The sequence below is a fragment of the Pseudarthrobacter oxydans genome (assembly GCF_030812335.1).
Lineage (GTDB): Bacteria > Actinomycetota > Actinomycetes > Actinomycetales > Micrococcaceae > Arthrobacter > Arthrobacter oxydans_B.
The window spans coordinates 448,132-465,730 of the sequence record NZ_JAUSSN010000001.1; the positions used below are offsets into that span (position 1 = coordinate 448,132).

The 17,599-nt window shown below is 68.3% G+C and carries 17 protein-coding genes; 9 read left to right on the forward strand and 8 right to left on the reverse strand.

Features of this window, described 5'->3' with window-relative positions; all coding sequences use genetic code 11:
• Positions 1-43 precede the first annotated feature (43 nt).
• Positions 44-517, reverse strand: coding sequence for a DUF6328 family protein (locus J2W14_RS02145; RefSeq protein WP_307458275.1), 474 nt, complete (start codon positions 515-517; stop codon positions 44-46).
• Positions 518-800: 283 nt separating this feature from the next.
• Between J2W14_RS02145 and J2W14_RS02150 the strand changes: the two genes are divergently transcribed.
• Positions 801-1,700 carry an SDR family oxidoreductase gene (locus tag J2W14_RS02150; RefSeq protein WP_307457702.1) on the forward strand — a complete coding sequence of 300 codons (900 nt, stop codon included), beginning with the start codon at positions 801-803 and terminating at the stop codon, positions 1,698-1,700.
• 68 nt (positions 1,701-1,768) lie between these two features.
• Positions 1,769-2,287, forward strand: a complete 519-nt coding sequence (locus J2W14_RS02155; RefSeq protein WP_307457705.1) for a hypothetical protein — start codon at positions 1,769-1,771, stop codon at positions 2,285-2,287.
• A gap of 128 nt (positions 2,288-2,415) precedes the next feature.
• Here the strand turns inward: J2W14_RS02155 and J2W14_RS02160 are convergent, their stop codons facing one another.
• The gene (locus J2W14_RS02160) at positions 2,416-3,753 is read right to left on the reverse strand and encodes a uracil-xanthine permease family protein (RefSeq protein WP_307457708.1); all 1,338 of its coding nucleotides are present in this window, start codon (positions 3,751-3,753) and stop codon (positions 2,416-2,418) included.
• 212 nt (positions 3,754-3,965) lie between these two features.
• Between J2W14_RS02160 and J2W14_RS02165 the strand changes: the two genes are divergently transcribed.
• The gene (locus J2W14_RS02165) at positions 3,966-4,571 is read left to right on the forward strand and encodes a malonic semialdehyde reductase (RefSeq protein ID WP_307457711.1); all 606 of its coding nucleotides are present in this window, start codon (positions 3,966-3,968) and stop codon (positions 4,569-4,571) included.
• A gap of 322 nt (positions 4,572-4,893) precedes the next feature.
• Positions 4,894-6,057: a GGDEF domain-containing protein gene (locus J2W14_RS02170; protein WP_307457714.1), complete on the forward strand. Its 1,164-nt coding sequence runs from the start codon at positions 4,894-4,896 to the stop codon at positions 6,055-6,057.
• A gap of 96 nt (positions 6,058-6,153) precedes the next feature.
• Here the strand turns inward: J2W14_RS02170 and pgm are convergent, their stop codons facing one another.
• On the reverse strand, positions 6,154-7,815 hold the full coding sequence (pgm, locus tag J2W14_RS02175) for a phosphoglucomutase (alpha-D-glucose-1,6-bisphosphate-dependent) (RefSeq protein WP_307457717.1): 1,662 nt from the start codon (positions 7,813-7,815) through the stop codon (positions 6,154-6,156).
• 136 nt (positions 7,816-7,951) lie between these two features.
• On the opposite strand from pgm, the gene J2W14_RS02180 reads away from it, so the two are divergent.
• Complete coding sequence (locus J2W14_RS02180; RefSeq protein ID WP_307457719.1) at positions 7,952-8,542, forward strand: DUF4190 domain-containing protein; 591 nt, start codon at positions 7,952-7,954, stop codon at positions 8,540-8,542.
• Between the two features lie 21 nt (positions 8,543-8,563).
• Here J2W14_RS02180 and J2W14_RS02185 read toward each other — a convergent pair whose 3' ends face one another.
• The 4 genes from J2W14_RS02185 to J2W14_RS02200 form a co-directional block, all read right to left on the reverse strand.
• A complete protein-coding gene (locus tag J2W14_RS02185) occupies positions 8,564-8,749 on the reverse strand; it encodes a hypothetical protein (RefSeq protein WP_307457721.1) in 186 nt (61 codons plus the stop codon).
• Positions 8,750-8,778: 29 nt separating this feature from the next.
• A complete protein-coding gene (locus J2W14_RS02190) occupies positions 8,779-10,248 on the reverse strand; it encodes a peptide MFS transporter (RefSeq protein WP_307457726.1) in 1,470 nt (489 codons plus the stop codon).
• Positions 10,249-10,432: 184 nt separating this feature from the next.
• On the reverse strand, positions 10,433-11,545 hold the full coding sequence (locus tag J2W14_RS02195) for an alcohol dehydrogenase catalytic domain-containing protein (protein WP_307457728.1): 1,113 nt from the start codon (positions 11,543-11,545) through the stop codon (positions 10,433-10,435).
• A 90-nt stretch (positions 11,546-11,635) separates the two neighbouring features.
• The gene (locus J2W14_RS02200; protein ID WP_307457730.1) at positions 11,636-13,075 is read right to left on the reverse strand and encodes an amidase; all 1,440 of its coding nucleotides are present in this window, start codon (positions 13,073-13,075) and stop codon (positions 11,636-11,638) included.
• A gap of 384 nt (positions 13,076-13,459) precedes the next feature.
• Between J2W14_RS02200 and J2W14_RS02205 the strand changes: the two genes are divergently transcribed.
• The 3 genes from J2W14_RS02205 to J2W14_RS02215 all read left to right on the forward strand — a co-directional run bounded on the left by J2W14_RS02205 (position 13,460) and on the right by J2W14_RS02215 (position 15,115).
• Positions 13,460-13,786 carry a rhodanese-like domain-containing protein gene (locus J2W14_RS02205; protein WP_307457734.1) on the forward strand — a complete coding sequence of 109 codons (327 nt, stop codon included), beginning with the start codon at positions 13,460-13,462 and terminating at the stop codon, positions 13,784-13,786.
• An 18-nt stretch (positions 13,787-13,804) separates the two neighbouring features.
• Positions 13,805-14,785 (forward strand): prephenate dehydratase, encoded by a 981-nt coding sequence (pheA, locus tag J2W14_RS02210; RefSeq protein WP_307457736.1) that lies wholly within the window; start codon positions 13,805-13,807, stop codon positions 14,783-14,785.
• Positions 14,786-14,878: 93 nt separating this feature from the next.
• Positions 14,879-15,115: a hypothetical protein gene (locus J2W14_RS02215; RefSeq protein WP_307457739.1), complete on the forward strand. Its 237-nt coding sequence runs from the start codon at positions 14,879-14,881 to the stop codon at positions 15,113-15,115.
• Here J2W14_RS02215 and J2W14_RS02220 read toward each other — a convergent pair.
• A complete protein-coding gene (locus J2W14_RS02220) occupies positions 15,112-16,176 on the reverse strand; it encodes a diacylglycerol/lipid kinase family protein (protein ID WP_307457742.1) in 1,065 nt (354 codons plus the stop codon). The two genes, J2W14_RS02215 and J2W14_RS02220, sit on opposite strands and share 4 nt — an antisense overlap.
• Positions 16,177-16,254: 78 nt before the next feature.
• Between J2W14_RS02220 and serS the strand changes: the two genes are divergently transcribed.
• Positions 16,255-17,535, forward strand: a complete 1,281-nt coding sequence (gene serS / locus J2W14_RS02225; RefSeq protein ID WP_307457745.1) for a serine--tRNA ligase — start codon at positions 16,255-16,257, stop codon at positions 17,533-17,535.
• Positions 17,536-17,599: the final 64 nt, after the last annotated feature.

Sequence of the window (17,599 nt, forward strand, 5' to 3'; positions counted from 1 at the left end):
TTCCGGCCGTATGCTGTGCTGGTGGCGTGCGGGGCCGGCCATCTCAGTTCTCTTTTTCGGCCTGCCGACGGAGCCTGCTCGGCACGTAGACCAGCAGGATCAGCAGCACCGCCAGCAGTACCGCGCCGGCAGTCAGCCCCGCCGCCCGGCCCGCCGTGACGTCGAAAACCAGTGCTGTGGTGCCGACGCTGAGCAGTCCGATGCCGGCCAGGGAAACCTTTGCGATCCGGTCCGCGCTGGACACGAGGGCGGCCCGGAGGTGCAGGCGGAACAGGCGGCGGTGCACGCTTACGGGCAGCAGGATCAGGGCTGTGGTGAGGGCGGCCAACGCCACGTTGGCCAGGTATAGGTTGGTCTGGAAGTCGTCCAGCGTCTCGAACCGCGACTGGAAGGGAAGGGTCAGCAGGAACCCGGCCAGGATCTGCACACCGGTCTGCAGCACGCGCAGCTCCTGCAGCAGTTCCATCCAGTTGCGGTCGAGTTTTTCGACGGCGGACTCGTTCCTGCTGTCCTGCAGGGACCGTCCCTGCGCGGGTTCAGTCGGGGCGGACTCTTGTGGAGCGGACGCAGACTCTGGATAGGACACTGGAACCTCCGGTGAATGAGGATCAGGCTGCGGTGGCAGTTAACACTCAACGTAGGCTTGAGCGTTACGAAATTCAAGCCGTTACTAAGGGTGCTGATGAGTTTCCGGGTAGGGTGGAACTGTTTACTTCGTGGGGTCAGCTTCGCAGGTCCGGGTTAGCGCCCGCGGCCCGGGGAGCAGCCCCTGGAAAACCGACACATTGGGTAGGTGGACTATGAGTGATTCAACCAAACAGCAGGACCAGCCGCGCGACCCCCGCGGCGGCTACTACTCCGGGTCCTTTCCGGAGCAGGTGCAGGAACAACCGGGCCTCACCGCGCCCATGGACCCCCAGCCGGACCACGGCGAGGAGAGCTACCAGGGCAGCGGAGCCCTCGAGGGCAAGGCCGCGCTGATCACCGGCGGGGACTCGGGGATCGGCAAGGCGGTCGCCATCGCCTTCGCCCGCGAGGGGGCCGACGTCGCCATCTCCTACCTGCCGGAGGAGGAAGCAGACGCCCAGGACACCGCCGCGTGGATCCGCAAAACAGGCCGCAGGGCGCTGCTGATCGCCGGTGACGGACGCCGGGAGGATTTCGCCACCAGGATCGTGGACGACACGCTCGCCGAGTTCGGCCGCCTGGACGTCGTCGTGCTGAACGCCGCGTACCAGAAAAACCGCGACAGCTTCGAGTCCCTCGCCACGGAGGAGTTCGACCGCGTCTTCCAGACCAACCTGTATTCACTGATCTGGACCGCGCGGGCGGCGGTGCCGCATCTGAAGGCGGGCGCGTCGATCATCACGACGGCGTCGATCCAGGCGTTCAACCCCTCGCCCCAGCTCATTGACTACGCCATGACCAAGGCCGCCCAGGTCGCCTTCACCAAGGCGCTGGCCCAGGAGCTCGGCCCGAAGGGGATCCGCGTCAACGCCGTGGCGCCCGGCCCCATCTGGACGCCCCTGATCCCCGCGACCGAGTGGCCGGAGAAGCTCCCGTCCTTCGGGCAGGACACCCCGCTGCAGCGGGCGGGACAGCCGGCGGAACTCGCGCCGGCCTACGTGCTGCTGGCCTCCGACCAGGGCTCCTACATTTCCGGCGCGGTCCTGCCCGTCACGGGCGGCAAAGGCCTCTGAGCCGCAGGGCATTTCCGGCTGACCCACGAAAACCACGCAGTTCACGATTCCAGCAGGGAAGGAACAGCATGTCCCAGGAGAAACAGCAGGAGCCGATCGAGGAAGCCGGCGGCTACGGAACCCCCACCGCGGAGCAGGAGCTGCCCGGCGGGGACACGAAGAAGTTCGCCCAGCCCCGCGAGGAAGAAGCTTTCGACGCCGCAGGGCTCAGCCAGGACAGCCCGGACGGGGAAACCTACCCGGCCGGCGCCCCGGACCTGAGCCAGTTCGGCACCGAAGACCAAGACAGTGCAGGAGAACCCGGAGCAGGACGCTTCGGAGGAACGGAGGAACAAATGAGTTCGGAAAACGCCAGCACCACCCCCGGATACGATGCCGACACCTCGGAGAATTCCGAGGCAGCCTTGCCGTCCTCGGAGGCGGAGATGGACGCGACCAACACCGAAGAGCCCGACGCCGGCCGGCCGTTCTCCTCGGAGCCCGGCCAGGACGCGGCCGGCCTGCCGGACGGATCGGGAACGGACCTGCCGGATGACAAGTCCCCCAAAGACCGCGACGACGACGAGGAAGCCTTCGACGCCGGCTAAAGCCCGCCACCCAAGCAGCGAAGGCCGGGACCCGAACACCCACGTGGTGTCCGGGTCCCGGCCTTTCGGCTGCAACGGGGGCGGCGTCGCGGTGGCGCCGCCGTGGCGCCGCGGCCGTGAGCCGTCGGTTAGCGGCGCTTCTTCGGCGGGCGCTTCGCGGCGGCGGTGGCAGCGGCCACGACGCCTTCCGTTTCCGGCTCGGCCACCGTGCCGCGGACCTTCGCGATCGCCGTCATGCCGTGGTAGATCACCAGGGCCGCCGCGGAGCCCAGGGCGATGCCGGTGAACACCAGGTCACCGATGGTCCAGGTGTAGTCGGCGATGCCGACAATGAGAGCGACGGCGGCGGTGGTCAGGTTGATCGGGTTGGAGAAGTTGACCTTGTTCTGCACCCAGATCTTGACGCCCAGGACGCCGATCATGCCGTAAAGCATCGTCGCGGCGCCGCCCAGCACGCCGGCCGGGACGGTGGCGATGAGTTCGCCGAATTTCGGCGAGAAGCTCAGCACCACGGCGAAGACACCGGCCACCCAGTAGGCCGCCGTCGAATAGACCTTGGTCGCGGCCATCACGCCGATGTTTTCGGCGTAGGTGGTGGTGCCGGAGCCGCCGCCCATGCCGGCAAGGACGGTGGCGGCGCCGTCGGCCATCAGCGCGCGCCCGGAGACGCCGTCGAGGTTCTGGCCGGTCATGGCGGACACCGACTTCACGTGGCCGATGTTCTCCGCCACGAGCACCAGCACCACCGGCACGAACAGGCCAACAACACCGAGGTGGAATTCGGGAGTCTGGAAGAACGGCAGCCCCACCCAGGCGGCGGCGTCCATCTTGGAGAAGTCCACTTCGCCGCGGACCATCGCCACGACGTAGCCGACCACGACGCCGACCAGGATGCTCAGCCGGCCCAGGATGCCGCGGAAGAAGACGCTGACCACGATGATCGTGGCCAGTGTGATGAGGGCCGTGATCGGGGCCGCGTCGAAGTTGTTCTTCGCCGCGGGCGCGAGGTTGAGGCCGATCAGCCCCACGATGGCGCCCGTGACGATCGGCGGCATCAGGCGGTTGATCCAGCCGGCACCGAATTTCTGCACCACCGCGCCGATGATCGCCAGCCCGACGCCGGCCAGCACCACGCCGCCGAGCGCGCCGGCGACGCCGTACTGCTGCTGCGAGGCCATGATCGGTGCGATGAACGCGAAGCTGGATCCGAGGTAGCTCGGCACTTGGCCCTTGGTGATGACCAGGAACAGCAGCGTGCCGATGCCGGAGAAGAAGAGGGTGGTGGCCGGCGGCATGCCGGTGATGATCGGGACCAGGAAGGTGGCGCCGAACATGGCGACAACGTGCTGCATCCCGACGCCAATGGTCAGCGGCCAGGCAAGGCGCTCATCCGGCTTCACGACCCCGCCCGGGCGGATGGCCTTGCCGTTGCCGTGGAGCTTCCATTTGGTACCGAGCATGCTCATTGCCGGGGCCTTTCAGAGAATGTGTGGCGGGGCGGGAAGGAATCTTCCGGAGCAACTTTACCGCGCCGGTGTTTCCGGCATGCGTCGGCGGCGCCGCTGTGCCGGACATCACGGGGCGAGACGGGAAGCAGGAGGCACAGGTTGAAGTTGCAACCATAGACAGGAACCAGTGGCCGCCGCCCCGGCGGTCACGCACAGCGAAAGGGACGCTCATGACCATCGCCCATGATGAAGCAGTAATCGACGCCGCCGCCGTAGACGCCATCTTTGCCGAGGCCCGTACGCCCAACACCTTCACCGGCGAGGTCACCGATGAGCAGGCCCGGGCCATCTACGAGCTCACCAAGTTCGGTCCCACCGCGTTCAACTCGCAGCCGCTGCGCGTGACCTACGTCCGGTCCGCGGCGGCCCGCGCCACGCTGGTCGAGACCCTCGCCAACGGCAACCGCGCCAAGACCGCGTCCGCGCCGCTCGTCGCCGTCCTCAGCTACGACACGTCCTGGCAGGATCAGTGGGACAACTTCCTGCCCGGCTACAACGCGCCCAAGGCCATGTACGACGCCGCCCCGGACCTCGCCGCGGCCACCGGCAACAACAACGCCCACCTGCAGGCCGGCTACTTCATCCTCGCCGTCCGGTCCCTGGGCCTGTCCGCCGGACCCATGACGGGCGCGGACTTCACCGCGATCGATGCGGCGTTCTTCCCTGACGGCGGCCAGAAGAGCTTCCTCGTGGTCAATATCGGGCAGCCCGCGGCCGACGCCTGGGGTGCGGCGAAGCCGAAGTTCGCATACGACGACGTCGTCCGCACGGTCTGATTTGAACTGCTGACGCGGAGACGCCCGCGGGGCTGAGCTGGCGCGGAGGTGCCTCCGGCACCATGGGGGACAGGCCGGAGGCACTCGGGACGCTATTCTGCGGTTGAGCGCAAGGCCGCATCCGGGGCCGCTTCCCAGTTTAGTCCGCTTCGAGGCCGATAACACAGGGCCGTCGGGCCCTTTCAACGGTGCAGTCCGGCCCGCGCGCGTCGCATCCGAGTCCGCGGTCACATTTCCTTGCCGCGGGGTGCAATACTAAGGTCACTTGCGGCGCGGAGTCGACGCATATCTGGCTATTGCGAGCGGACCGGGGGGCCACTACATGATGCTTGACATCGCAACCTTGCGTGTCGCCCTGGCGGTGGTCGATCTGACCTTGCTGCTGCTGTTCTACTTCATCACCTTCCGCCGGACGCGTTCGAGCTACAGCGGCTGGTGGTGCCTGGCGCTGCTGCTGTTTCTGTCCGGCAACGCGGCCTACCTGATGGACGGCACGCCACACCAGGTCTGGACCAACCCGCTCGGGAACGTGCTTCTCGTGACCGGCGCGGCCAGCATCTGGGCGGGCGCCCGGTCGCTGCGGACCACGGTTCCAAAGATCTGGTACCTCGCCGCCGGCCCTGCGATCACCGGTGTGGCGTCGGTGCTGGACCAGCCGGCCACCAACGTGTGGTCAGGCGGCCCGGCCTATCTGGGATTCATGGCCCTGCTGATCGGCTTCGGCTGCCGGGAACTGTTCCTGCTGGACCGGCACTTCTCGCGCGTGCACCTCACCCTGGCCGTGGGCTCCGGTCTCCTGGCCGCGTTCTATCTGGGCCGCTTTGTCACGTTTGTGCTGGAGGGGCGTGACGGGTCAGTGTTCCTGACCGTCTTTGGGTCCGTCCCGATGACGGTCTGCTCGGCCGTGATCATGGTGGTGGCGTCCTTCACCATGGCGGAACTGAGCTACGAGCAACAGACCCAGGACCTCCGCGCCCGTGCCACAGTGGACGGGCTCACCGGACTGCTGAACCGCACGGCGTTCCTGGACCTCGCCGAGAACGAACTGCGCCGCCTCAACCGGGCCAGAACCACGGCGTCGCTGATCCTGGCGGACCTGGACCACTTCAAGGGCATCAACGACGAGTATGGCCACTCGGCCGGTGACGCCGCGCTGCAGGCGTTCGCGGACGCCTGTACCACCACGGTCCGCTCGTCCGACCTGGTGGGCCGCTACGGCGGCGAGGAATTCATCATCCTCCTGCCGGGCGTAACGCCCGAACGGGCCGGCGAAATTGCCTCGGACGTCAGCGCCCGGATGCAGGCATCGACGTCGCCGGTGATCCCGCGTCTGCCGACCGCCAGCTATGGAATCGCCTCAACCGCGCCGGGCCGGGTGGACCTCGACGCAATGATCGCCTCCGCGGACGCAGCCCTCTACCGCGCCAAGACCCTGGGCCGGGACCGCTCCGTCCTCGCCGGCCGCCTCGAGGAAGAACCGGCCTGAACCGGCGGCGGCCCCGGCCGGCGGCGCAAACAGGACAGCCCGCGGGCTGAACGAGTCAGCCCGCGGGCGGGTGCCTGAAGGAGCCAGCCGGGGCGGCTAGGAAATGACCCCGTCCACCAGCGCCTTTGCCTCGGCCTGGACCTGCTTGAGGTGCTCGGCCCCCTTGAAGGACTCGGCGTAGATCTTGTACACATCCTCGGTGCCGGAGGGCCGGGCCGCGAACCAGGCGTTCTCGGTGACGACCTTGAGCCCGCCGATCGCAGCCCCGTTGCCCGGCGCCTCCGTCAGCTTGGCGGTGATGGTTTCACCCGCAAGTTCGGTGGCGGTGACATCCGACGGCGAGAGCTTCCCCAGCGCCGCCTTCTGCTCGCGCGTGGCCGCGGCGTCGATCCGCGCGTAGACGGGATCGCCGAACTGGTCGGTGAGGCCCTTGTACAGCTGCGACGGCGACTTGCCCGTGACGGCCGTGATCTCCGAGGCCAGCAGTGCCAGCAGGATGCCGTCCTTGTCCGTGGTCCACACGCTGCCGTCCATCTTGTTGAACGATGCGCCGGCGGACTCCTCGCCGCCGAACGCCCCCTCGCCGGACAGCAGCCCGGGAACGAACCACTTGAAACCCACCGGCACCTCAACGAGCTTGCGTCCCAGGCTTTCGGCCACACGGTCGATGATCGAGGACGAGACGAGGGTTTTGCCGATCACGGACTGCGGGTTCCACCCGGTCCGGTGGCGGTACAGGTAGTCAATCGCGACAGCGAGGTAGTGGTTCGGGTTCATCAGCCCGCCGTCAGGGGTCACGATGCCGTGCCGGTCGGCGTCGGCGTCGTTGCCGGTGGCGACGTCGAAGGCTGCGGACCCGTCCGCACCAACAGACATCCTGTTGATCAGCGAGGCCATCGCCGACGGCGAGGAGCAGTCCATCCGGATCTTCTCGTCCCAGTCAAGCGTCATGAAGGCCCATTGCGGATCGACGGTGGGGTTGACCACCGTGAGGTTCAGGTGGTGGCGTTCGCCGATCTCGCCCCAGTAGTCCACCGACGCTCCGCCCATCGGGTCGGCGCCGATCCGGACGCCGGCCTCGCGGATGGAATTGAGGTCCAGGACGGACGGGAGGTCGTCCACGTAGCTGCTGAGGAAGTCGAACTTGCCCGTGCTGCCGGCGCTGAGGGCGTCGGCGATGGGAATCCGCTTGACCCCGCGCAGGCCGTTTTCCAGCAGCTCATTGGCGCGGTTGGCGATCCAGCCGGTGGCGTCCGAGTCGGCGGGGCCGCCGTGCGGGGGGTTGTATTTGAAACCGCCGTCGCCGGGCGGGTTGTGGCTCGGGGTCACCACGATCCCGTCGGCCTGCGGGGCCCCGGCGGGGGAGTTGTTGTTGTGCGTCAGGATGGCGTGGCTCAGCGACGGAGTGGGGGTGTAGCCGTGGCGGGCGTCGATCAGGACGTTGACGCCGTTGGCCGCGAGGACTTCCAGGGCGGAATTCTGGGCCGGTTCGCTCAGGGCGTGGGTGTCTTTGGCGAGATACAGCGGCCCGGTGATGCCCTGGCCCGCCCGGTACTCCACGATCGCCTGGGTGATGGCGAGGATGTGGGGTTCGTTGAAGGAGGCCTTCAGGCTCGAGCCCCGGTGCCCGGACGTGCCGAAGGCGACCCGTTGGCCGGGGTCGCCAAGATCCGGCGAAACGTCGTAGTACGCATCCAGGAGCGCAGTGAGATCAACAAGGTCTTGGGGTTGGGCAACAGTGCCCGCGCGGCTAGCCATGGCACCAGCATGCCAGACGGGCGTGGCAGGCAACATGATTTCCGCGCATTACGGCCCCTGTGACGCAAGAATTGTCCTGCTCTTCGCAACCGGACGGCGGTAGGCTGAACCCAGAGACGTCAAAAGGGGGAAAACCATGACTGACCAGCCGAAACCCGAGAAAGACGCGACACCGGAGGGCTACCAGCCGCCGTCGTACATTCCCGGCCAGGAGTCCGGCGAGCAGTACCGCCGGCCCGCCGCCGACTACGGCCAGCCCACGGAGCCGTTCGGCACGGCGGAAGGCGCGGCAACGCAGCAGCCCTTCGGCCAGGAGCCCTACGCCGAGCAGCCGTACTGGCAGCAGCCCTACGGCGGCCAGGCCCAGCAGCCCTACGGGCAGCAGCCGTACGGCGCGCCGGTTCAGTACGGCCAGCCGGGCACCCCGTTCAACGCCTACGGCCAGCCGGCGTATTACGGCGTGCCCCCGGAGCCCAAGGGCCTGAGCATCGCCAGCCTGTGCTGCGGCATCGCCGCTTTCATCGGGCTGGGCTTCTTCCTCCTGCCGCAGCTCGCGGCGGTCATCCTCGGGCACATGGCCCTCAGACGCGAACCGTCGAGCAAAGGCATGGCCATTGCCGGTCTGGTGCTCGGTTACGCGGGGATCGCGCTGACCATACTGGCGATCGTGCTCATCGCGGTGGGGCTGGCCATCACCAGGGCAAGCTACGGGAGCATCGGGGCCTAGCGCAGCCGTCAGCAGTCGTAGTCAGCGGGTAAGCGCGGCCAGCAGCCGCCCGGCGTTGGACTCGAGCCAACCGCCGCGTGATTGCGGCCGGTGCGGGCGGCGGATGGTTCCGCCGACCCGCGCCACACCGTCGGTGACATCGCCCGCCGGCATAAGTTCGACGTCGGACGCCTCGCCTGCCGCGGGGACGTACCCACGCCGACTCAAGCGGTGGGCGGTGCCTGGAGCTCATCGGCTCAGCGTACGCCGCCCATGAGCTTCTTGATCGCCGGCGAGGCCGCGGCCAGACCAACGGCCAGCAGCATGGCGGTGCCGCCGATGCCGATGAAGTACGGCAGTTCGTCCGCCGGGTTGTACAGGCCGGACAGGATGCCGGCCAGCGTGGTGCCCAGCGACACCGAGAGGAAGAACAGTGCCACCATCTGGGTGCGGAAGGCCTCCGGAGCCAGCTTCGTGGTCACGGACAGCCCGATCGGGGACAGGAACAGTTCCGCGAGCGTGAACAGGAACAGGATCCCCACCAGTGCCAGCAGCGGGGTCTTGCCGTCCCCGGCCAGCGGGATAAACGCCAGGAACGCCAGGCCCATGACAAAGAGGCCGATCGAGAACTTCAGCGCCGAGCCGGGCTGCTTGCGGCCCAGACGGGTCCAGAGGGCGGCCATGACGCCGGCGAAGATGATGATGAACACCGGGTTGATGGACTGGACCCAGGCGGCCGGCATTTCCCAGCCGAACAGGTTCCGGTCCAGCTTCTCCTCCGAGTACACGGCGATGAAGGTGAACTGCTGCTGGAACAAGGCCCAGAACGCGGCCGAGGCGATGTACAGCGGGATGAATGCCGCCACCCGGCGGCGTTCGGTCCCGTTGACCTTCTTGCTGCTGAAAATCAGGGCGAAGTAGAGCACGGACGCGCCGATGGCCGCGTAGGCCATGGACATCGCCAGGTTCTCGGCATTGACGATGCCGGTGGCCAGCAGCACGGCGATGACCGCGGCGATGGCGGCGAAGCGCAGGCCGTATTTGGTGCGCTCTTCGGCGGGCAGCGGGTTGTGCACCCGGTGCGCCTCCGCCGGCAGGTTCTTGCGGCCCAGCGCGTAGATGACCAGGCCCACGGCCATGCCGACGGCGGCGGCGCCGAAGCCCCAGTGGAACCCGTGGCTTTGCTGCAGCCAGCCGGTGACCAGCGGGCCGATCAGCGCGCCCGCGTTGATGCCCATGTAGAAGATGGAGAAGCCGGCGTCGCGGCGTTCGTCCTTCTCCCGGTAGAGGCTTCCCACCAGGGCGGTCGCGTTGGCCTTCAGGCCGCCGGAGCCGACGCCGACCAGCACCAGGCCCGCGATCAGGCCGGGGATGCCCGGCACGAAGGCGAGGGCGATGTGGCCGGCCATGATCAGGATGGCGGAGCCGAAGAGCACCTTTTCGGAACCGAGGAGCCGGTCCGCGAGCCAGGCGCCCAGGATGGTGGAGAGGTAGACGCCGCCGCCGTAGGCGCCGACGAAGCCGGCGGCCAGGCCCTGCTCAATGCCCAGGCCGCCCTCGGCGGCCGTGAAGTACATGTAGTAGAGCAGGATGCCCTGCATCCCGTAGAACGAGAAGCGCTCCCACATCTCTACGGAGAAGAGGCTGGCCAGCATCTTTGGGTGGCCGAAAAAGGACGTGTCGCCCGGCGTTGTCGCGGTGGGCTGGGATAAATGAGTAGTGCTCATTTACTTAATGCTGACAGTGTGACGCGGGATTGTCACATTCGCGGGGTCCCGGGGCAAGCCACCCGCCCGGTGTTTTGCCCCCGTTTTCCCGCCCGTTGCGCTGTCAGATAATGCTGCTCTGGAGCCGGAATGACAGCATTATCTGACAGCGCAACCGGAGGTCGGGGCACGGACGGGGCCGCGGCTAGCCGGCGTCGAACATGATGACCTGGCGCACCGCTTTCCCGTCGGCCAGCTGGTCCATGGCCTGATTGATGTCCGCCAGGGCGATACGCGCCGAGATCAGCTCCTCGACCGGCAGTTTCCCTTCCCGCCAGAGCTGGGCGTACTTGGGAATGTCCCGGGACGGCACCGCGGAGCCAAGGTAGCTGCCGACGATGGTCCGGGCCTCGGCCGTGATGGTCAGCGGCGGGATCTGCGCGCGGGCGTCCGGGTGCGGCAGTCCCGCGGTGATCGTGGTTCCGCCCGCGGCGGTCGCGGCGAAGGCGGTTTCGAAGGCCTTGGGATTCCCGGCGCACTCGATCACGTACCTGGCCTTCACCCCCTCCTCGAGGACCTGCTGCGGGGTGTACGTTTCGTGGGCGCCCAGGCGGCGGGCGTGCTCGAGTTTGTCGTCCAGTGTGTCCACGGCAACGATCCGCGAGACACCCTGGGAGACCGCCGTGATCAGCGCGGCCATGCCGACGCCGCCGAGCCCGACAATCATGACGCTGTCCTGCGGGCGGGGCCGGGCCGCGTTGAGGACGGCACCGCCGCCGGTCAGCACGGCGCAGCCCAGGACGGCGGCGACGTCCGCGGGGACGTCATCGCCGACCGGCACGGCCGAGGCGCGGTCCACCACGGCGTGGGTGGCGAAGCCGGAGACCCCCAGGTGGTGGTAGATCTTTTCGCCGCCGCGGTCCAGCCGGATCGACCCGTGCAGGAGCGTTCCCTCGCCGTTGCTCTTGGACCCCGCGGTGCAGGGGAGCCGGCCGTCCTCGGCGCAGTTCGCGCACTGTTCGCAGCGGGGCAGGAAGGACATCACCACGCGCTGGCCCGGCACCAGATCCGTGACGTCCGAGCCGACCTCGACGACGCGTCCGGCCGCCTCGTGCCCCAGCAGCATCGGCACCGGGCGGACCCGGTTGCCATCCACCACGCTCAGGTCCGAGTGGCAGATGCCGGCCGCCTCGATCCGCACCAGGACCTCGGTGGGTCCGGGGCCTTCCAGCTCCAGCTCGGAGATGGTGATGGGCCGGGAGTCCGCGAACGGGCGGGGACGGCCGATTTCCTCAAGTACTGCACCGGTGATCTTCATCGATCCCTCTCGTGTCGTTGCCAGCTCGTGGGGTGTCGGGGCGGTGGCTCCGCCCGGCTGGACATGTCCACCGTACAACTGCGCCCCAATCTAGAACCCCAGCTGCGCGGCCAGTTGCAGCAACAGCGCCTCGGAACCCATCGGCCCGATCAGCTGGATGCCCATCGGCAGTCCGGCACCCCTGGCGCCGCCGGTCCAGTGCGCCGGAATGCTGATCGCGGGCAGCCCGCACACGTTCACCATGGACGACCAGGGCGCGTACTCGCACTGCTTGCGGTAGTCGCCGTCGGCGTCCCCCGTCCAGGTGGCCGCCGGCCAGTAGCCGTCGCCGTGGGCCGCCCCGGTGAACCAGCCCACCGGGCGGGGCGTCTGGGCCAGCGCCGGCATGAGCATCAGGTCCCACGCGGCGTACTGGGCGATGGTATCCCGCTGGAATTGGCGCAACAACCCGACGGATTCGGCGAGTTTCGCGGGCCCGCGCTGCTGCGCGCGGCGCCGGAACGTGCGGGTCAGCGGGGTCAGGAGCGCCTCGCGCTGGGGAACGATCCGGGCATCCCCGACGGCGGCGGTCCAGGCCGTGGTGAAGGCGGCCGGGTAACGGTTGTCGTAGCGGATGGAGGAGTCCGAGGTTTCGTGGCCGGCCGCCTCCAGCAGCCGGATGCCCTCGGCAAGGGCGTCGAGCGCCTCGGGATCCGGGGTGAACGGGAAAATCGTCTGCCAAGGGCTGTCCAGGCTCACGCCGATCCGCAGCCTGGGCGGGTCCTGGCCGGCGAGATTCAGGTAACCGGGGGCGGGCTGGGTGGAGGGATCCGCGGGGCCGGGCACCATCGCATCCAACAGCAGGGCTGCGTCCGCCGCGGAACGGGCCAGCGGCCCGGACACGACCAGGCCGGCAGGATCACCGGTGCTTTCACCGGCCGGTACCAGCCCGCGGCCGGGCTTCAGGCCCACGAGCCCGCACGCGGCGGCCGGGATGCGGACCGAACCGCCGCCGTCGGAGCCGGGGGCAAAGGGAACCAGCCCGGCGGCCACCGCCGCGGCACTGCCGCCGGTGGATCCCCCGGAGCTGCGGCTGAGCGCGTGCGGGTTCCGCGAGGGCGGCGCGATCCGGTTCTCGCTGTAGGCCGTCAGCCCGAACTCCGGGACCTGCGTTTTGCCCAGCGAGACCACGCCGGCGCTCTTGAGCCGCGCGACAAGAGCGCCGTCGGCCAGCGCCGGCTTGTGGTCCAGGGCGGCGCTGCCGTGGGTCGTGACAACACCGGCCACGTCCGTCAGGTCCTTGAAGGCCACCGGCATACCGTGCAGCAGCGCCAGCTCGGTCCCGTTCCGGGCCGCCCGGGCGTGGGACTTGTCCGCTGCGGCTGCATCCCGGAGGGCATGCTCCGCGGTGACGGTGATGAACGCGCCGAGGTGCCGGTTTTCCGCGGCGATGCGGTCCAGGAAATACCCGGTGACCTCCCGGGCGGACAGCTCGCCCGAGCGGAGGGCATCGCGGAGGTCCACGGCGGACAGCTCGTAAATCTCAGCCACAGTGGCGCGGCTCCAGGACGTTTCCCGCCCGCCGCTCCGGGGGACATGTCCAGTGCTGGAGCGGCCGGGTGGACATGGTGGCATTGTGCCCGGTCCTGGTGGCCAGGGGAGGGCATGTCCCACGGTAAGGGATAGGGCGCTCCTGGCGACATGTCCAGTGTTGGCGCGGCCGCATGGACATGGTGGCATTGTGCCCAGTCCTGGCGGCAAGGGGAGGGCATGTCCCGAAATGCCGGGGGCGGGCAGCCGGAATCGTGCGACGGTGAGCTGCCGGGGATCTCCTGTGCGCCATCCCAGAAGCGTAACCTGCAGCCGGGTAGGGGTGCGGCACTGGTGGCTGGCGATACGCTGGAGGCAGACCATGCATTCTGCGGAAGGACGACCATGAGCGACTTTGACACCGTGACCGTGTCCGGCATCCCCGAAGATGCCAGGATCCTTGACGTCCGCGAGGACTACGAGTGGGTCGCGGGCCACGCCCCCGGGGCGCTACACATCCCCCTGGACCAGCTCCCGGCCCGGCTCGAGGAGCTCGATCCGGACGAGGACCTCTACGTCATCTGCCGGACCGGGGGACGATCCTTCCGGGCGGCCCAGTGGCTCTCCGGGCAGGGGTATTCCGCCCTGAACGTGGCCGGCGGCATGGACCAGTGGCTGGAAACCGGAATGCCCCTGGTGTCCGACAACGGCCTCAAGCCCGTCATCCTGTAGTTGAAGAAAGAAGCGCCGATGCCCGCATCACCCGTCACGTACACCTTCCTCGGACCCGCGGGCACCTTCACCGAGGCAGCCCTGATGCAGGTTCCCGGTGCGGCGGACGCGATCCGCGTTCCGTCGACGAACGTCAACACGGCGCTGGACAAGGTCCGCGACGGCTCAGTGGACGCGGCCATGGTGCCGATCGAGAATTCCGTGGAGGGCGGCGTCACCGCCACCCTGGACGCGATCGCCACCGGCCAGGAGCTGCGGATCCTGCGCGAGGCCCTCGTGCCGATCAGCTTCGTGCTGGTGGCACGGCCCGGGACCCGGATCGAGGACATCCGCCGGATCTCCACCCACGGCCACGCCTGGGCGCAGTGCCGGCTGTGGGCCGAGAAGAATATTCCGAATGCAGAATATATTCCGGGCTCCTCCACGGCCGCGGCGGCCATGGGGCTCCTGGAGGGCGACACGCACTACGACGCGGCGATCTGCGCCCCGATCGTGGCCACCGAACAGCCCGGGCTCGCCGTGCTCGCGGAAAACATCGGGGACAACCCCGGTGCGGTCACACGGTTTGTGCTGGTGGGCCGGCCCGGAACACTGCCGGAGCCCACGGGTGCGGACAAGACCACCGTCGTCGTTCCGCTGCCGGAAGACCGCCCCGGCGCCCTGATGGAGATTCTTGACCAGTTCGCGACCCGCGGCGTGAACCTCAGCCGGATCGAGTCACGGCCCACCGGCCAGTACCTGGGCCATTACTTCTTCAGTATCGACGCCGACGGCCACGTGGCCGACGCGCGCGTGGCGGATGCCCTGGCGGGCCTGCACCGGATCAGCCCGGCCACCCGCTTCCTGGGTTCCTACGGCCGCGCCGACGGGCACCGGACAATCGTGGAGCCGCACACCTCCGACCAGGCCTTCCGCGCGGCGCATGCCTGGGTCAAAGACATACTGTCCGGGGCATCCGTGGTGCCGGAATATATGTCCAAGGCTTCGCCCACAGCGTAGACAAATGCCACTTCCGGCACTTCCACCCCTCGGCAACTGTGCGTATGCTTGCCTGATCCATATTGGGGAAGTCCTCTACCGAGGGAGCAGGTCATGGCAAACACCAGCCTTGAAAATGACGGCCAGGGAATGATCGTGAATCCCAAGCCGACCGCTGACAACCAGGACTGGGACGGCGACGACGCCGACCGTGCAGACCGGCTGCGCTTCGAAGAGGAGCAGGCCATGATCCGCGAGCAATCCGAAGCACGGGCCGCCAAGGCCGCTGCGGAGGCGAAACTGATCGCGGACGCGCACAAGGCAGCCGCCCCGAAGGAAGCCAGCGCCTAATCTCCCTCGGTGCCGTCCTTGACCCGGACGAGCAGCGAACCGGGGGCAACCTGCACGGTGACCTTCGTGGCCTCACCGGACGGATCGCCGTCGACCTGCGTGGGCACCGGCTCCGCGCAGCTGATGACGATCTTCCCGGAGCGGTAATACGTCATCACCGGCAGGTTTCTCTTGTGCTTCAGCACGATCTTCCAGTACATCGCCAGCCAGCCGATCGCGCTGCGCGGACTCATCACCACAACGTCCAGCATCCCGTCATCGATCATGGCCTGGGGGATGAAGTCGATCCCGCCGGGGATCAGGCCGCAGTTCGCGAACAGGACGCTGCGGATCTTCCGGCTCTGTTCGGGCTGGTCATCCAGCGAAATGGACACCTTCTTGCGCCGGCCGGGGAGGTGCCGCACGCCCGCTTCGGTGTAGGCCAGCCAGCCCACAGCCTTCTTGAGCCCGTCGATGGTGTCGCCCACCACCTCTGCGTCCATGCCGATGCCGGCAATGACCAGGAAGGTGTGCTCCGAGGACTCCTTGGTGCGTGAGTTCTCCACCCTCATCCGTGCCGTGTCGATGAAGCGCTGATGGCCGAACAGGGCGGTCTGGACGCTGCCGTGCAGGTCGCCCACATCGAGGTGGATATTGCGGGCCAGCAGGTTGCCGGTGCCGAGCGGGATCAGGCCCATGGCGATGTCCGTGCCCGCAAGAATGTCCGCCACCACCCGCACCGTGCCGTCACCGCCGCCCACGAGGACGACGTCGGCGCCGTAGTCGACGGCGGCCCGGGCCTGCGCGAATCCGGGGTCCTCGGCGGTGGTGTCGAAAAACCGCGGCGGCACCCAGCCGGCTGCGGCACACGCACTTTCAATCAAGGTGCGGGCCTCGTCCGACCGGGCCTTGATCGGGTTCATCACCACGGCGACCTTCTGCTGGCCCAGGCCCGGACTGTGCGTTTCCTCCCACACGGCGCTGCGCGTGTGCCGGGCCTTGAGCTTGCGCACTCCCCACCAACTGGAGACGGCAAACGCCAGGACTCCAGCGATGACGAGGTAGAGCAGCCAGTCGCGCATTGTGCTCCCACACTATCCCGCCGGTGGCCGGCGGCCTGATTGCCCGGGAAGGGCGGCCGGATTGGATACTCTTGTCAGGTGATCGACGTAAAAGACCTCAGCGAAAATCCGGACAAGTTCCGGGCCAGCCAGCGCGCCCGCGGCGCCGACGAATCCGTGGTGGACGCGATCATCGCCGCGGACTCGGCCCGGCGTGCCGCCCTGATCCGCTTCGAAAACCTCCGGGCCGAGCAGAATGCCTTCGGCAAGAAGGTGGCACAGGCCAAGGGCGAGGAAAAGCAGGCCCTGCTGGCGGAGGTCAAGGTCCTCGCGGGCGAGGTCAAGGCCGCTTCCGCCGAGGCTGACGTCGCCCAGACCGCCCAGGAAGAACTGCTGCGCGCCATCCCCAACCTCATCGAGGACGGCGTTCCCGCCGGCGGCGAGGACGACTACATCGTGGTCAAGACCGTCGGCGCCCCCCGCGAATTCACCGACTTCGAGCCCAGGGACCACCTGGAAATCGGTGAGCTGATCGGCGCCATCGACATGGAGCGCGGCGCCAAGGTATCCGGCTCGCGGTTCTACTTCCTGCGCGGCGCCGGAGCCCGGCTGGAAATGGCGCTGCTGCAGATGGCGATGGAGCAGGCGATCGACGCCGGCTTCGTGCCGATGATCACCCCGACCCTGGTGCGCCCGGAGACGATGCAGGGCACCGGGTTCGACGTCAAGCACGACGCCGAGATCTACCGGCTCGCCGAGGACGACCTTTACCTCGTGGGGACCTCGGAAGTGGCTCTGGCCGGCTACCACGCGGACGAGATCCTGGACCTGTCCGCGGGCCCGGTCCGCTACGCCGGGCAGAGCTCCTGCTACCGCCGCGAGGCCGGCTCGCACGGCAAGGACACGCGCGGCATCATCCGGGTCCACCAGTTCAACAAGGTGGAGATGTTCATCTACACCACGGTCGAGGAGGCCGCGGCCGAGCACGCCCGGCTGCTGGCCTGGGAGGAGGAGATGCTGGGCAAGTGTGAACTGCCCTACCGGGTCATTGACACCGCCGCCGGGGACCTCGGCAACTCCGCGGCCCGCAAGTTCGACTGCGAGGCGTGGGTCCCGACGCAGGGCGCCTACCGCGAGCTGACCTCGACCTCCAACTGCACAACCTTCCAGGCGCGGCGGCTCAACATCCGCGAACGAGTGCTGAACGAGGACGGGGCCCCCAAAGGCACCCGGGCCGTCGCCACGCTCAACGGCACCCTGGCCACCACCCGCTGGATCGTCGCCATCCTGGAGCACCACCAGAACCCGGACGGCTCCGTCAACATCCCGCAGGCACTGCAGAAATACCTCGGCGGCATGACAGTCTTCCCCGTCATCTGAGCCGCCGTTTCCCGGCCCATGACCCCGCAAAGTGCCGCGGGGCCATGGGCGTCAACAGCTGTTC

Bases quoted from the DNA above. Each gene is read 5' to 3' on its own strand.
- J2W14_RS02150 (WP_307457702.1), top strand. From the start codon at position 801: ATGAGTGATTCAACCAAACAGCAGGACCAGCCGCGCGACCCCCGCGGC.
- J2W14_RS02155 (WP_307457705.1), top strand. From the start codon at position 1,769: ATGTCCCAGGAGAAACAGCAGGAGCCGATCGAGGAAGCCGGCGGCTAC.
- J2W14_RS02160 (WP_307457708.1), bottom strand. From the start codon at position 3,753: ATGAGCATGCTCGGTACCAAATGGAAGCTCCACGGCAACGGCAAGGCC.
- J2W14_RS02165 (WP_307457711.1), top strand. From the start codon at position 3,966: ATGACCATCGCCCATGATGAAGCAGTAATCGACGCCGCCGCCGTAGAC.
- J2W14_RS02170 (WP_307457714.1), top strand. From the start codon at position 4,894: ATGATGCTTGACATCGCAACCTTGCGTGTCGCCCTGGCGGTGGTCGAT.
- pgm (WP_307457717.1), bottom strand. From the start codon at position 7,815: ATGGCTAGCCGCGCGGGCACTGTTGCCCAACCCCAAGACCTTGTTGAT.
- J2W14_RS02180 (WP_307457719.1), top strand. From the start codon at position 7,952: ATGACTGACCAGCCGAAACCCGAGAAAGACGCGACACCGGAGGGCTAC.
- J2W14_RS02190 (WP_307457726.1), bottom strand. From the start codon at position 10,248: ATGAGCACTACTCATTTATCCCAGCCCACCGCGACAACGCCGGGCGAC.
- J2W14_RS02195 (WP_307457728.1), bottom strand. From the start codon at position 11,545: ATGAAGATCACCGGTGCAGTACTTGAGGAAATCGGCCGTCCCCGCCCG.
- J2W14_RS02205 (WP_307457734.1), top strand. From the start codon at position 13,460: ATGAGCGACTTTGACACCGTGACCGTGTCCGGCATCCCCGAAGATGCC.
- pheA (WP_307457736.1), top strand. From the start codon at position 13,805: ATGCCCGCATCACCCGTCACGTACACCTTCCTCGGACCCGCGGGCACC.
- J2W14_RS02215 (WP_307457739.1), top strand. From the start codon at position 14,879: ATGGCAAACACCAGCCTTGAAAATGACGGCCAGGGAATGATCGTGAAT.
- J2W14_RS02220 (WP_307457742.1), bottom strand. From the start codon at position 16,176: ATGCGCGACTGGCTGCTCTACCTCGTCATCGCTGGAGTCCTGGCGTTT.